Annotated in this window: 8 protein-coding genes and 1 pseudogene; 5 read left to right on the forward strand and 4 right to left on the reverse strand. The window is 67.4% G+C overall.

Annotated features, from left to right (window positions below; genetic code table 11):
* The 4 genes and pseudogenes from B4L26_RS13645 to B4L26_RS13660 form a co-directional block, all read right to left on the reverse strand.
* Positions 1-694 (reverse strand): ABC transporter ATP-binding protein (locus B4L26_RS13645; RefSeq protein WP_290719500.1); only part of this gene is annotated, 694 nt, incomplete at its 3' end.
* Positions 691-3,544 (reverse strand): annotated as a pseudogene (locus B4L26_RS13650) (ABC transporter permease subunit). The gene B4L26_RS13645 and the pseudogene B4L26_RS13650, both read right to left, overlap by 4 nt.
* Before the next feature lie 91 nt (positions 3,545-3,635).
* Complete coding sequence (locus tag B4L26_RS13655; RefSeq protein ID WP_290719502.1) at positions 3,636-4,865, reverse strand: ABC transporter substrate-binding protein; 1,230 nt, start codon at positions 4,863-4,865, stop codon at positions 3,636-3,638.
* Between the two features lie 133 nt (positions 4,866-4,998).
* On the reverse strand, positions 4,999-6,228 hold the full coding sequence (locus B4L26_RS13660; RefSeq protein WP_290719505.1) for an ABC transporter substrate-binding protein: 1,230 nt from the start codon (positions 6,226-6,228) through the stop codon (positions 4,999-5,001).
* Positions 6,229-6,459: 231 nt separating this feature from the next.
* Here B4L26_RS13660 and B4L26_RS13665 point away from each other — a divergent pair, with 231 nt between their 5' ends.
* The 5 genes from B4L26_RS13665 to pks13 form a co-directional block, all read left to right on the forward strand.
* Positions 6,460-6,981, forward strand: coding sequence for a DUF732 domain-containing protein (locus tag B4L26_RS13665; RefSeq protein ID WP_409563352.1), 522 nt, complete (start codon positions 6,460-6,462; stop codon positions 6,979-6,981).
* Positions 6,982-6,985: 4 nt separating this feature from the next.
* Complete coding sequence (locus B4L26_RS13670) at positions 6,986-7,960, forward strand: cutinase family protein (RefSeq protein ID WP_290719507.1); 975 nt, start codon at positions 6,986-6,988, stop codon at positions 7,958-7,960.
* Between the two features lie 100 nt (positions 7,961-8,060).
* On the forward strand, positions 8,061-9,032 hold the full coding sequence (locus B4L26_RS13675; protein ID WP_290719509.1) for an LLM class F420-dependent oxidoreductase: 972 nt from the start codon (positions 8,061-8,063) through the stop codon (positions 9,030-9,032).
* A gap of 95 nt (positions 9,033-9,127) precedes the next feature.
* On the forward strand, positions 9,128-11,035 hold the full coding sequence (gene fadD32 / locus B4L26_RS13680) for a long-chain-fatty-acid--AMP ligase FadD32 (RefSeq protein WP_290719510.1): 1,908 nt from the start codon (positions 9,128-9,130) through the stop codon (positions 11,033-11,035).
* Between the two features lie 11 nt (positions 11,036-11,046).
* Positions 11,047-15,175 (forward strand): polyketide synthase Pks13 (gene pks13 / locus B4L26_RS13685; RefSeq protein WP_290719512.1); only part of this gene is annotated, 4,129 nt, incomplete at its 3' end.

Below are 15,175 nucleotides of genomic sequence, written 5' to 3' on the forward strand. Positions count from 1 at the left end.
GGTGATCGGCTACATCGTGATCCGCGGCGAGGGCGGCCGCATCGTCTTGCAGCGCGATACTCCCGTGCGCTAGCACGACGGCCCGATCCGCGACGGTCAGCGCGAGCCGCACGTGCTGCTCGACGAGGACGATCGCGGTGCGGTCGGTCGACGCGACGTTGCGCAGCGTCGGCAGGATGGATTCGACGATCACCGGGGCCAGGCCCATGCTCAGCTCATCGATCAGCAGCACTTTCGGTCGCTGCAGCAGGGCCCGTGCGATTGCCAGCATCTGCTGCTCGCCGCCGGAGAGTGACCCGGCGGCTACGTTCATCCGCTTGCCCAGTGCCGGGAAGTACTCCAGCGTCGAGGCCACTGAGCTCTGGTAGGCCGCGCGCCCGCCCCGCGACGCCAGCCGCAAATGCTGTTCGCACGTCAGATTGCGGAACAGGGCGCGGTCGTCGGGGACCAGCACCAGCCCGTTGCGCACGGCGGCGCGCGGATCACCCGAGCGCAGCGGCTCGTCGTCGACGAAGACGTCGCCGCCCAGCCGCGGGATCAGCCCGGCCAGCGTCATCAGCACCGTCGTCTTGCCGGCGCCGTTGGGGCCGAGCAGAGCCAGGATCTCCCCCGGTTCGACAATCAGGTCGAAACTGCGCACACAGGGGTTCTTGTTGTAGCCGGCATCGATGCCAACGGACCGCAGGCCGCTCATGACCGCACCTCTTCCTGGTTGTCACCGGCGGTGCCGTTCTCATCGGACCCCGAATGGTCGGAGGTGCCGAGGTAGGCCTGGATCACGCGGGCCTCGGATCGGATCAGATCGGGTGGTCCCCTGGCGATGACTTCGCCGAGGTCGAGTACGACCACGCGATCGCAGAGCCGCAGTACCAGGTCCATGTCGTGATCGATCAGCAGCATCGTCACACCGCCGTTCGCTGCGGCACGCAGCCGCTCACCGAGCCAGCGGCTCTCTGTCGAGTCGAGGCCCGCGGCCGGTTCGTCGAGCAGCGCCACCGCCGGGCGTCCGGCGAGCACCCGCGCCACCGACACGAGCTGGCGCTGACCCTGGGAGAGGTCGGCCGCGACGACATCGGTGAGATCGGAGATCTCCAACAGGCGCAGCGCCCGGCTCACTGAACCGGCGACGTCGCGGTCACCGCGGGCGACGCCGACGCTGACGTTCTCCGCGACGGTCAAGCTCCTCGTAGAGCTCGATGTCCTGGAAGCTGCGACCCAGTCCGGCGCGGGCGCGCCGATGGGGGACGAGGTCGGCCAGATCGGCGTCGCCGAGCCGGATCTGCCCCGATGACGGCACAAAGCCGCTGATGGCGTCGACGAAGGTTGTCTTGCCCGCGCCGTTGGGGCCGATCAGCCCCACGATCTCGCCGGGGCGCAGGTCGAGGTCCACACCGCTCACCGCGGTGATCGGGCCGTACGTGACGGTGATGTCTTTGGCGGTGAACACCGGCCGGGCGCGCGTACCGGGCTCGAGCGAGTCGTCGGACGCCACGTCGGACGCTACGTCGTCGGCAACCTTGACGACGGCTGCGGAGTCCTCGTCGGTCAATGTCGCCGGCCCGATAGCGCTGCCGACCGGTGCCGCGCGCCGTCCCGACAACCAGGAGGGCAACGGGATCCGGTGCAGGCGCCCGCTTATCCCGTCGGGGCTGGTCACGACCGTGAGCACCAGCAGGATGCCGGTGGCGAGCATGTAGTAGTCGCCGAAGTGGACGTATTTGTCCATGACAAACGCCAGCAAGGCGCCCGGGGCGATGATGCCACCGAGCAGTGCTCCCGAGATCGACGTCACGCCCGCGATATAGAACGCGGCGAACAGTCCGATGCCGGCTAGGACGGCGAAGGTCGAGGCGGTCGCGACCGTCTGCTGGTAGGCCAGCAGGACGCCGCCGAGTCCGGCGATGAATGAGGCGATGGCGAAGGCGATCAACTTGGTCACGCCGACGTTGATCCCGGATGCGGCCGCGGAGCGCTCGTTGGCGCGGACCGCGAGCATCGCCGCGCCGAGGCGGGAGCGGCGCAGGAACGCGACCCCGAGCGCGCAGGCCACGAGGACGACGAGGCACAGCACACCGAAGGAGATGCGGTAGCCGTCGCCGGAGCCGACGGCGAGGTCGATGCCGAAGATCTTCGGGTCCGGGATGCGCAGCGCTGCACCGTCGTTGAGGTTCTTGAGCTGTTCGGTCTGTCCGTTGAGATCGGGGTTCTGGAACCACGCCTGCTCGAGGAACACCGCGAGCGCCAGCGTCGCCACCATCAGTGGAAGGCCCCGTACGCGCAGCGACGGGAGCCCGACGATGATGCCGATCACGGTGGCGATCAGCACCGCCACCAGTGGGGCCAAGGGGAACGGCAGCCCCCAGTCCATGGTGATCCGTGCCAGAGCGAAGGCGCCCGCCCCGGCGAGGGTCAGCTGCGCGAGCGAGACCTGCCCGGCGTAGCCGGTGATGACCAACTGCGACAGCGCGATGACGCCGAAGATCAGGCTCATGATCACCGCAAGGCGCAGGCTGCCCGAGCTCAGGTAGAGGGCGGCGATCACGACGATGATGCCGAGCACTGTCGGGACGAGGAGCCGGTTGGGGCGTGGCGAGCGCCCGAGATCCTGGCGGATCAGGGCGCCGCGCCCCGGTAGCGCCTGACCGCGGATCAGTAGGAACGCGAGGATCAGGACCAGTGGTACTGCCTCGCCGAGGCCGTACTTGGGGAGCCAGCTGAAAACATCCTGGAGTTTGGTGACCTCGCTCATCAGCATGCCGATGACCAGGCCGGCGCCAACGGTGACGCCGATACTGGTGAAGTTGCCCACCAGCGCGGCGGCCAGCGCCGGGACGAGGAAGAGGCTGTAGGCGAACGGGCTTAGCGTCGTGATCGGCGCGATCAGGATGCCGACGAGCCCGGCGACCGCCGACGAGAGCGCCCAATTGGCGACGGCGATCCGGTTGGGCGAGAGTCCGGTGACCAGGGCGCCCTTCTCGGATTCGGCGGCTGCCTCGGTGGCAATGCCGAAGCGGGTGTACCGCAGGACCAGGGCCGCGCAGATCGCCAGACCGATCACGACCGCCGCCAGCCAGAAGTGATCGGTGGTGACGCGTTGGCCGCCGATGGTGAGACCGCCCTGGGGGAAGATGTAGCGGACGGGAGGGGAGTCGTCCTTGACGCGCAGGGCGATCAACGCTTGGAGCACGAGCATGATGCCGATGGCGGCCACGGCCTTGGCGAGCGCGGGCGCGGTGCGCATCGGTCGGAAGACGATGAGGTACAGCAGGATGCCGAGCACGGTCGCGATGAGCACGGCGAGCACCAAAGCGGGGAAGATGCCGAGCTTGGTGCCGAGGTCGATCTTCGCGTCGAGGCCGGGGATGGGATTGAACAGCTTGCCCTGCCGCAGATAGGCGTAGTTGTACGCCGCGTACAGTGCGATCGCCCCGGTCGCGAAGTTCACCACGCCGGAGCTCTTGTAGGTCATCACCAGGGCTAGACCGAGTGCGGCGTAGACCGCGCCGTTGCCGATGCCCATGGCGAGGTAGGCCACATAGTCCATGGTGCTGCCCGTCTTCCTGTCGATCGTGGTTAAAGAGGGGTGACAACGTGTTCGGGGGCCGCACCAAGGCGGCCCCCGAACGTCGTCGGAATCAGTTCACGACGGTGCTGTCCGACAGCTTGCCGTCGGCTCCCACGTCGCTGACCAGGATCGACGTGCTGCACAGGTTCGGTGCCTTGGGGAAGGCCTGGCCGTTGCAGGTGAAGGTCAAACCGGGTGCGGCGGGGACGGGGACGTCCACGGCCGACTTCAGCGCGGTGGTGTACTGCTGCGCGGTGATCGGTCCGGCAGGCAGATTCTTGCCGACCTCGCCGAGCGAAGTGATCACCTGGTAGCCCAGGTACGCCAGGCCGTTCGGGTCGACGTCAGGCGCGTACTTCGCGAGGATCGAGCGGTACTTGACCACCGTCGGGTCGTCACCGGTCGTGATGACGGTGGTGAAGGCCTTTGCGCCCTCGACCGCGTCTTGGCCGACGTTGTCGGTCACGGTCTTGTCCAGGCAACTGGCGATCAGGTACTTCGGCACGTCGGGCGCGGCGGTCTTGAGCGCCTTCAGGCTGGAGATGCACTGGCGGGTGTCGCCGAGGATGGTGACCGCGTCGGGCTTGTCGGTCAGACCGGCGGTGATCTGCGGGGTCGGGTCGGCCACGTTCGACGGGATGACCACCACCTTGACGTCGATACCGGCCGGCTTGAAGAAGGCTTGCGCCATCTGGCCCACCGAGGCGGCCGCGTCCCCCGAGTCGCCGATGAGGATGGTGAACTTCTTGACCCCGGCCTTCGCGGCGGTCACGGCTTGGCCCTTGAGGACGGCCACGGAGCCACCGGAGAGCATGTAGCCGCCGGGGGCGCCCATCTCGACGGCCGAGACGGGGGCCTGCGACACGTATGGGATGCCGGCGCGCGCGGCGATCGGCAGCATGACCGCGCCCTGCGCGGTCAGCGGCACCGCGATCACGGCAACCTTCTTCTCGACGAATTCGTTGATGCACTTGGTTGCCGACGCCGGATCCTCCTGCTGGTTGCAGAGGACCAGGTCGATCTTGTGGCCGTTGATACCGCCACCGTTCTCATTGATGTACTTGGCGGCGGCCTCGCCGCCCTTGGCGATTTGCGGAATCGAGACCGCGCCGCCCGAAGAGCCGATCAGGCCGATCTTGATGGCTTCGCCGGTGGCGGCGTCCTTCGAGAGTTCGATCGTCGGGCCGTCGTCTTTGGCGTCGTCCGAACACGCGGTCAGCGCGCCCAGCACCAGTGCGCCGGCGGCGCCGACGGCGAATGCCGAGCGGACTGTCCGTCGGGCGTACAAGGGGGTTTTCACGGGTGGTTTCCCTTCGATTGAGGTGGACGTGGGCAAAACGCTAACGCCTTCCACCTCGTCGATGTCCGTATTCGAGTAAACCGCCGCCGTACGGTTCGGGACCCGTCATGCCGACGAGTCCCGAACCGTACCGCTACTTCACGGCGACGCTGTTCTCCAACTTGCCGTCGGCGCCGACGTCGCTGACCAGCAGACCCATGCTGCACACATTGGGGGCCTGCGGGAAGGCGGTGCCGTTGCAGGTGAACGTCACGCCGGGAGCGGCGGGGAACGGGACGTCCTTGGCCGTCTTCAGGGCCGTCGTGAACTGCTGCGCGGAGATCGGCCCGGCGGGCAGGGTCGCACCTACCTCGCCGAGCGACATCATCACCTGGTAGCCGAGGTAGGCCAGGCCGTTCGGGTCGACGTCGGGCGCGTACGCGGCCAGGATCGACCGGTACTTCACGACCGACGGGTCGTCGCCGGTGGTCAGGATGGAGGTGAAGGCCTTGGCGCCCTCGATCGCGTCGACGCCGACGGCGTCGGTCACCGTCTTGTCCAGGCAACTCGGGATCAGGTAGCGCGGCACATCGGGTGCGGCTGTCTTGAGGGCCTTCAGGGCGCTGACGCACTGTCGGGTGTCGCCGAGGATGGTGACGGCGCCGGGCTTATCGGCCAGGCCGGCGGTGATCTGCGGCGTGGCGTCGGCGACGTTCGACGGGATGGTCACGACCTTGACGTCGATGCCGGCCGGTTTGAAGAACGCTGGAGCCGTCTGGCCCACCGAGGCGGCCGCGTCGCCACTGTCACCGATGAGGATGGTGAACTTCTTGACGCCGTTCTTGGCGGCGGTCTGCGCCTGGCCGCTGAGGAGTGCGAGGGTTCCGCCGCTGAGCGCGAATGCGCCGGGAGCGCCCATCTCGACCGGGGAGACGGCCGAATGCGTCACGTACGGGATGCCGGCGCGCGCGAGGACGGGGACCATGACTGCGCCCTGCGAGGTCATGGGGACGGCGACGACGGAGACCTTCTTCTCGACGAACTCGTTGGCACACTTGGTCGCCGACGCGGGGTCTTCCTGCTGGTTGCAGAGGACCAGGTCGATCTTGTGGCCGTTGATACCGCCGGCATTCCCATTGAGGTACTTGACCACTGCCTCGCCGGCCTTGGCGACCTGTGGCACCGAGACGGCTCCGCCGGAGGCCCCGAGCAGACCGATCTTGATCGGCTCGCCGGTGGCGGCATCCTTCGACAGTTCGGTGGTCGGACCGTCCTTCGTGGCGTCATTCGAACACGCAGTCAGTGTGCCGAGTACCAACGCCCCGGCGGTGCCGGCGACAAGTGCCGAGCGGGCGATCCGCCGGGCGTATTGGGGTGGTTTCATCGCTGGGTTCCCTTCAATTATGGAGCGAGTCGTAATGTAATATAGCGTGACGCTAGTCACAACAGGACGGTTATGGCAAAACGACTGCTGGGGTCCGACTGAGAGATCGCCAAGAATCTCGTCGAAGTACCGCCGGAGAGGCCTTGGCTGCACAGTTTGGGGACGCGAGCCGGGTAGCCTGGGCGGTTGAGCGCCCGGGGGTCCCGGGGTGGGTGCAGAGAGCAGGAAACAGTGAAGGTGTGGCAGCGGATCGGACTCGTCGCGGGAGCGGCTGGACTGGTCGTGGGGATGTGCACGGCGTGTGGTGGCGACGACTCCACGGCGTCCGCGCCGATCACCGCCACGTCGGTGACAACAACGCAGTTCGAGTCGCCGACGATCACCGCTCCGTCGGGCACCGACACCTCCAAGCCCGGACTGCCCGCCACCGCGCCCAACCCGTCGACGACGCAGCCGAAAGACTTCCCCGGGTCGACCAAGAAATCCGAGGCCGCGACCGCCCCGGTCAGCGGGAAGGCCAAGCGCTACCTGGATGCGCTCAAGCGCGACGGCGTCGTGATCATGGGCGACACCGACAACACGATCGCGCTGACGATGGCGCAGTTCGTCTGCGACCAGCGGGGTAAGAACGGCGACCCGACGTCGATGAAAGCCTTCGTCGTCGCGGCCGTCGGACCCGGCGAGAAGACGGTGGAATCGGCCAACATCAAGGCGGACAAGGTGATTCGGGCCGCACACGAGAACTACTGCTGACCCCATGACGACCGCTACCCCTCGGCGCACCAAGACGCGCCGCTGGCTGATCCTGATCCTGGTCCTCATCGCGGTGATCGCACTGGTCCTCTGGCTGCTGCGCGCCTGCGCGCCACCGAAGCCGGGGCCGCCGACCCCGACGCCGACACCGACCCCGACGAGCCCGACCGCCCAGCCGGCGGATTGCCCCGACGTGGAGGTAATCGTGATCCCGGGGACGTGGGAGTCCTCGGCCCGCGACGACCCGTTCCACCCACGGGCCAACCCGAAGTCGCTGATGTTGCGCGTCTCGTCGGCGCTGCAGAACAAGTTCCCAGTCAACCGGGCACGCGTCTACACCATTCCCTACACCGCAGAGTTCCGGAACCCGACCAACCTGACCGACCGCCAGGCTGACTACGACGTGTCCCGCCGCCAGGGCTACCTGCGCACGGCCGGCCGCATCACGGCCGTGAATAAGCACTGCCCGCTGACCGGGTTCGTCATCATGGGCTTCTCCCAGGGGGCAGTCATCGGCGGTGATGTGGCCAGCAACATCGGCAACGGCCGCGGCGTCCTCGAGGTGGAAGACCAGATCCGTGTGTTGGGCGTGGGCCTCATCGCCGACGGACGTCGCGTCGTCAACCAGCAGATCAACGTCGGGCCAAACCCGCCCGGCGTGGGTGCTGAGGTCGCGCTTGGCGGCTTCCACAACCTGGTGCCGGGAATCACCATGAACGGACCCCGCGTCGGTGGCTTCGGCGAGCTGGCCCGCCGCACCTATGGGATCTGTGCGCCCGGAGACCTGATCTGCGATTCGCCGACCATCACGAACCCGCTGCGCGCAGTGGGGCAACTGGTCAACGCGGCCAACAATCCCATCCACGCGATGTACGCCACGCCGAAGTACTGGGAGCTCGACGGAGCCACCGCGACACAGTGGATGTACGCCTGGGCTGTGGGCTTGATTACTGGTGCGCCACACCCGAAACACTTCTGATCAGCAGTCTCAGGTTCATTCTCGTGCATTTGGCCGGTTAGCTCCGGACCGCGTACCGTATCGTCGGTTGAGTTTCTGATGGTCGATACAGGAGTAGTGGATGACCCGCAAGTTCCGATTCGGAGCCGGTGGCGAGGGAAATAAGGAAGAGGGCGGCGCACGCAAGTTCGTCCAACTCGCCCAAACCGCAGAAGAGTACGGCTTCGACACTTTTGCGGTCCCCGACCACCTCGGCAACCAGGTCGGGCCGCTTGCGGCCCTCGGCGCGCTGAGCCAGGCGACGAGCACCATCCGCCTGGGCACGTCGGTCCTGGCCAACGGCTTCCGCCACCCGGCGATCCTTGCCAAGGAGGCCACCACCATCGATGTCCTGTCGAAAGGCCGCCTGGAACTGGGCATCGGCGCAGGTTGGATGAAGGACGAGTTCGACAAGGCGGGTATCCCGTTCGAGACCCCGGGAGTCCGCATCCGCCGGCTCGACGAGGCGCTGACGATCCTCGACGGCCTGATGCGCGGCGAGACGGTCGATTTCGACGGCGAGTTCTACCAGATCAAGGGACTCGAGGGCAGCCCCCGTCCTCGTCAGGGCCCGCGCCCGCCGATCGCCGTCGGCGGTGGCGGCCCCAAGATGTTGGCCCTGGCGGCCAAGCATGCCGACATCATCTCCGTCGCACCGAGTACCACCGCCGACGGAAAGATGAAGCTGTCGGACATGACCATCGAGAAGACGGCGCAGCGGGTCGACCGGATCCGTGAGGTCGCCGGCGACCGGTTCGACGACATCGAGTTGAACTGGACCATCGCGGTAATCGTCATCACCGACGACCGCGTGGCGACAGCCGAGATGGCGCTCAAGGCGCTCGACCAGGGGTACCCCCCGAACATCGAGCGCGACACCGAGTTCAGCGTCGACGACGTGTTGAATTCGCCCTACATCGCGATTGGATCCTTCGAGCAGATCGCCGATCAGATCCGCAATGTCCGCGAGCGGACGGACATGTCCTACGTCGGTGTATTCCCGACGCAAATGGATGCGTTCGCTCCCATTATTCCCATTCTCAAGGGAGAGTAATATGGCCGACGGTCCGCGCCCCGGGGTGGCGACCGCGAACGGCCCCAGACGACTAGCCCCCCGGACCCATTTCGCCGGGTGGTACAGGAGTACGAATGCTGAAGACCGAGTTTGAAGAGTTCCTTGACGAAGATGGGCACCTCCACTTCACCGAGGACGCCACTCTCGTCGATTACGTCGAGCGCAATGTGCGCGACCATGCCGACACGCTGGCCTACCGGTTCATCGACTACTCCCGTGAGCGCGACGGTGAGGCGCACGACCTGACCTGGGCGCAGTTCGGCAAGCGGCTACGAGCCGTCGCCGCGCGCCTGCAGCAGGTGACCAATCACGGCGACCGCGTCGCGATCCTGGCCCCGCAGTCGCTCGAATACGTCATCGGCTTCTTCGCCGCGCTGTACGCCAGCAACGTGGCTGTGCCGCTGTTTTCGCCGGATGAGCCCGGCCACACCGACCGCCTGCACGCCGTCCTCGACGACTGCAAGCCCACCGCGATCCTGACGTCGACCAAGTCGGCCGAGGCGGTCCGCGATTTCTTCGCCGACAAGCCGGCCAAGGAGCGCCCGCGCGTCATCGCCGTCGACGCCGTCCCCGACTCCGTCGGGGCATCGTGGGTTGCCCCGGTCGCCGGCAAGGACCACAACAAGGACACCGTCGCCTATCTGCAGTACACGTCGGGCTCGACCCGCGTGCCCGCCGGCGTCGAGATCACCTACCTCGCAGTGGCGGCCAACGTGCTGCAGATCTACGACACCATCGAGATCGACCTGAACTCGCGCGGCGTCACCTGGTTGCCGATGTTCCACGACATGGGCTTGCTGACGGTGATCCTCCCTGCGCTGGGCGGCCGGTACATCACGATCATGAGCCCGGCGGCGTTCGTCCGCCGCCCGGGCCGGTGGATCAAGGAGCTCGCCGCCCACAGCGACGGCGCGGGCACCTTCGCCGCGGCACCGAACTTCGCCTTCGAGCACGCGGCCGCACGCGGCCTGCCGAAGGACGGCGAGGAGCTCGACCTGTCCAACGTCATCGGCCTGATCAACGGCTCGGAGCCGGTCACGGTCAGCTCGATGAAGAAGTTCAACGACGCCTTCGGGCCCTACGGCCTGCCGAAGACCGCAATCAAGCCGTGTTACGGCATGGCCGAGGCCACGCTGTTCGTGTCGGCGACCGCGCGGCAGAACGAGGCGAAGATCATCTACGTCGACCGCGACCAGCTGAACGCGGGACACATGGTGATCGTCGACGAGGATGCACCGAACGCGGTCGCTCAGGTGTCGTGCGGTCAGGTTGCGACGAGCCAGTGGGCCGTCATCGTCGACCCCGAGGCGCGCACCGAGCAGGCCGACGGCGATGTCGGCGAGATCTGGCTGCACGGCCTCAACATCGGCAAGGGCTACTGGAACAAGGTCGAGGAGACCGAGGCGACGTTCCACAACAAGCTGGCGGATCGCCTTGCGTCGGGCAGCCACGCCGACGGCGTCGGCCCGGATGCCAACTGGATGGCGACCGGCGACTATGGCGTGTGGCTCGACGGCGAGCTCTACATCACCGGCCGCGTGAAGGACCTCGTCATCGTCGACGGCCGCAACCATTACCCGCAGGACCTCGAGTTCAGCGCCCAAGAGTCGTGCACCGCGCTGCGCCCGGGCTTCGTCGCGGCCTTCTCGGTCGCGGCTAACGAGTTGCCGGCCGAGGTGTTCGAGAACGCGGCCAGCGGGCTGAGCCGCGATCCCGACGATGCCTCGGAACAACTGGTGGTCGTCGGTGAGCGTGGCCCCGGCAAGCGCGTCGACCCGCAGGAGGTGGCCGACACGGTCCGCGCCGCGATCGCCGCTCGTCACGGCGTGATGGTGCGCGACGTCCTGCTGGTGCCCGCCGGATCGATCCCCCGGACCTCCAGTGGCAAGATCGCCCGCCGCGCGGCGAAGGCGGCCTACATCGACGGCACCCTGCGTGGCGGCTACCAGCAGACTGCGTTCCCGGACGCGCCCGACCAGTAGGCTGGACTCCGATGTCTGAACTTCATAACGACGCCGAGTCCACTGATGCCCCCGAGACTGATGTCCCCGAGACGACGGGTACCGACGGAGAGACGGTCGGCGACCTGACCGTCGCCGAACTGCGCGATTGGCTCCGCGAATGGGTCTCGGAGGCGACCGGCATGCCGGCCGATCAGATCTCCGAGGACCGGCCGATGGAGGAGTTCGGGCTGTCCTCGCGCGATGCCGTCGCCCTCGGCGGCGACATCGAGGACAAGACCGGGGTCGTGTTGACGGCCACCGTCGTCTACCAGCACCCGACGATCGCCTCGCTGGCCAAGCGGATCATCGAGGGCGATCCCGACGAGGGGCGCAATGAGCTCGACGCGTTCTGGGAGCGCGAGCGCAACCCTGACGACGACATCGCGATCGTTGGCTTCTCCACCCGCTTCCCGAAGGCCGGCGAGACCCCGGAGTCGACGTGGGAGGCGCTGATCACCGGGCGCGACGGGATCTCCGAGCTGCCCGACGACCGTTGGCTTGAGTTCAAGTCCGATCCCCGCATGCGCAAAGTCCTCGCCGAACGCAACACTCGTGGCGGCTACCTGGACGACGTGAAGGCCTTCGACGGCGACTTCTTTCAGATGAGCCCGCGCGAGGTTGAGATGGTCGACCCGCAACAGCGCCTCGTCCTGGAATTGACATGGGAGGCGCTCGAGCACGCCCACATCCCGCCGAGTGATCTCAAGGGCCGACGTGTGGGCGTCTTCGTCGGCACATCGACCAGCGACTACCAGCTGTTGGCCGCGCTGGGTCTGGGTGAGGGGTCCGACGAGACGGCCGCCTATGCGCTCACCGGCACCTCGACCTCGATCATCGCGAACCGCACGTCGTACTTCTTCGACTTCCGAGGCCCGTCGATTGCCGTCGACACGGCATGCTCGTCGTCGCTCGTGTCGGTCCACCAGGCCGTGCAGAGCCTGCGCTCAGGCGAATCGGACGCCGCTGTGGCCGGTGGGGTCAACATGATCCTCACACCGGCGGCCACGATCGGCTTCGACACCATCGGGGCGGTCGCCAAGGACGGGCACATCAAGGCCTTCTCGTCTGACGCGGACGGCATGGTCCGAGCCGAGGGCGGCGGCATGTTCGTCCTCAAGAGGATGGCCGACGCACGACGCGACGGCGACCAGGTGTTGGCCGTCATAGCCGGTTCGGCGGTCAACTCCGACGGCCGGTCCAACGGCTTGCCGGCGCCCAACCCGGAGGCGCAGGTCGAGGTGCTGCGCGCCGCCTACACCGATGCGGCGCTCGATCCGCGCAACGTCGACTACGTCGAGGCGCACGGCACCGGCACGATCCTCGGTGACCCGATCGAGGCCGATGCGCTCGGTCGAGTCCTCGGCAAGGGCCGCGAGCCGGACAAGCCCGCACTTCTGGGCTCGGCGAAGACGAACTTCGGGCACATGGAGTCCGCCGCTGGCGCGGGAGCACTGGCCAAGGTCGTGCTCTCGTTGACCAACGACAAACTCCCGGCGTCGCTGAACTACGCCGGCCCCAACCCGTACATCCAGTTCCAGGCCACCAACCTCAAGGTCAACGACGAAGCCTCGGACTGGCCGCGCTACTCCGGGCACGCCGTGGCCGGCGTGTCCGGATTTGGCTTCGGCGGCACCAACGCGCACCTCGTGGTGCGCGAGGTGCTCGACTCGGACCTGCACCCGGCACCGCCCGTCGCCGACGACGAGGGTGTGTCCGGCGAGAGCGTCGCAGTGGAGTCGGCCGACGTCGATGACGACGACGACGACGAGTACCTGACTGAGGCCGAGCGCGCAGTCCTCGCCGCCCAAGCGAAGAAGGACCAAGCGCCGGCCGCCGAGGTGGAGGTTGATCCGGCAGAGGGCTTCGCGCCCTGTGCGGTGGTCCGCGAGAGCGAAGCGAACGAGGACGATGAAGCGCCGCAGGGTGTCGTCATCCCCCTCGTGGTCTCCGGATTCGTGTCGTCGCGCCGGCGCAACGCCGCCAAGCGTCTCGTCGAATGGTTGGAGTCCGACGAGGGCGCCGCGACTCCGCTGGTCGACATCGGCCGGGCACTCGCGCACCGCAACCACGGCCGCACCCGCAGCGTCGTCATGGCCCGCTCCCACGAGGACGCCATCAAGGGTATGAAGGCGGTCGCCGAGGGCAAGAGCAACCCGATCGTCTTCACCGCCGATGCGCCTGACGCGACGTCGGCGGTCTGGCTGCTGTCGGGCTTCGGTTCGCAGCACCGCAAGATGGCCAAGCAGCTATACCTGGAGAACCCGGTCTTCCGCAAGCACGTCGACCGAGTCGACGAGTACGTGCAGCGCGAGCTGGGCTACTCGATCGCCGAGATCTTCCTCGACGACGAGCAGACCTACGGCATCGAGACCAGTCAGGTCGGGATCTACACGATCCAGGTTGCGCTGGCCGACACGATGCGCCACTTCGGTGCCGAGCCCGGAGTACTGGTGCCCCACTCGATGGGGGAGGCGTCGGCCGCCTACATCAGCGGCGGGCTTTCGCTGGCGGACGCCACTCGCGTCATCTGCCAGCGTTCGCGCCTGATGGCCGAGGGGGAGGCGACGCTGCAGGGCGACGACATCCGCCTGATGGCCCTGGTCGAGTACAGCGCCGAGGACATCACCTCGGTCCTCGTCGACTACCCGGACCTGGAGATCTGCGTCTATGCGGCACCGACGCACACCGTGATCGGTGGGCCGGAGCCGCAGGTCGATGCGATCGTCGCGCGCGCCGAGGCCGAGGGCAAGCTGGGCCGCAAGCTGGCAACCAAGGGCGCCAGCCACACCTCGCAGGTCGAGCCGATCCTGGGTGAACTGGCCTACGAGCTCACCGGCATCGAGCCACTGCCCATCACCAGTGGCATCTACAGCTCGGTGGACCGGGAGACCTACTACCGGCCCGGCACTCCGGTGCACACCGTCGAGTACTTTCTCAAGGGCCTGCGCCACAGCGTGTGGTTCAGCCAGGCGGTCGCCAAGACGGTCGAGAACGGGCACCGCACTTTCATCGAGCTCGCACCCAACCCGGCCGTGCTCATCTCCGTCGCCGCGGTCACCTTCAGCGCCGGATTGCACGACGCCGAGCTGGTGGAAACCCTGCGTCGCAAAGAAGACGAGAGTGACGGCCTCATCACCGCGCTGATGAAGCTGTACGTCCACGGGCATCCGATGAACGTGGCCTCGTTGTTCGGCAGCGGACCCTTCGCCAACATCCCCCGGACGGACTTCCAGCGGCGGGACTACTGGCTCACCGCGGACCTGTCGACCGGTTCGGGTACGACGACGATCCCTGGCGCCCACGTGGCACTGCCCGACGGGCGGCACGCGTGGGAGGTCAATGCGTCCGCCGTCGACGATCCGCGTGCGCTGGTCGCTGCGGCCGCGTCGCAGGTATTCACGGATGCGACGGTCGGTGCCACTGCGGTCCACGGCGACTTCCCGTCGTCGGGAACAGTCACGACGACGCTGACCCCGCACCCCGGTGGTGGGTCCGCGACCGTTCACGCCCCCGACGGCAAGCATTTCCGCCTCCTCTTCGAGGCCGCTGTCGCCGGTGCGCCGAGTGAGCCCGATTCCGCACCGACTGAGCCCACATCCGCGTCGACCGAGCCCACATCCGCGGCGACCGAGTCCAAGGGCGCTGCGGCCTTCGCCGATGACACCGTCATCGTGGAGGACGAGATCGTCGACAACATCGGCGACAAGTGGGACCCGGCGTCGGGCGAGAAGGTCGGCGATCGCCTCGCCATCATCGTCGGCGAGTCGATGGGCTACGACCCGGAGGACCTCCCGCGCGAAGTGGCGCTGATCGAGCTGGGCCTCGACTCGCTGATGGCGGTGCGGATCAAGAACCGCGTCGAGTTCGAATTCGACATCCCGCAGCTGCAGCTGCAGGCGATGCGCCAGGCGAGCCTGGCCGATGTCGAGAAGTTCGTCGCCTTTGCGGTGACGCACCGCGACCAGCTCGACAGCCTGGCCGAGAATGCGGCCGGCGAGGGCGAGCTGGACACGGCTGCGCTCAACGCCTACATCGATGAGCAGATCGCCAAGGACAAGGCTCAGAAGGACGCCCAGCCGACCGAGCCCACATCTGCGCCGACCGAGCCCGCCGCGACAC

Origin of the sequence: Gordonia sp. UBA7599 (assembly GCA_002477755.1) — a bacterium.
Classification (GTDB): Bacteria; Actinomycetota; Actinomycetes; order Mycobacteriales; family Mycobacteriaceae; genus Gordonia.

Bases quoted from the DNA above. Each gene is read 5' to 3' on its own strand.
- B4L26_RS13660 (WP_290719505.1), bottom strand. From the start codon at position 6,228: ATGAAACCACCCCAATACGCCCGGCGGATCGCCCGCTCGGCACTTGTC.
- B4L26_RS13670 (WP_290719507.1), top strand. From the start codon at position 6,986: ATGACGACCGCTACCCCTCGGCGCACCAAGACGCGCCGCTGGCTGATC.
- B4L26_RS13675 (WP_290719509.1), top strand. From the start codon at position 8,061: ATGACCCGCAAGTTCCGATTCGGAGCCGGTGGCGAGGGAAATAAGGAA.
- fadD32 (WP_290719510.1), top strand. From the start codon at position 9,128: ATGCTGAAGACCGAGTTTGAAGAGTTCCTTGACGAAGATGGGCACCTC.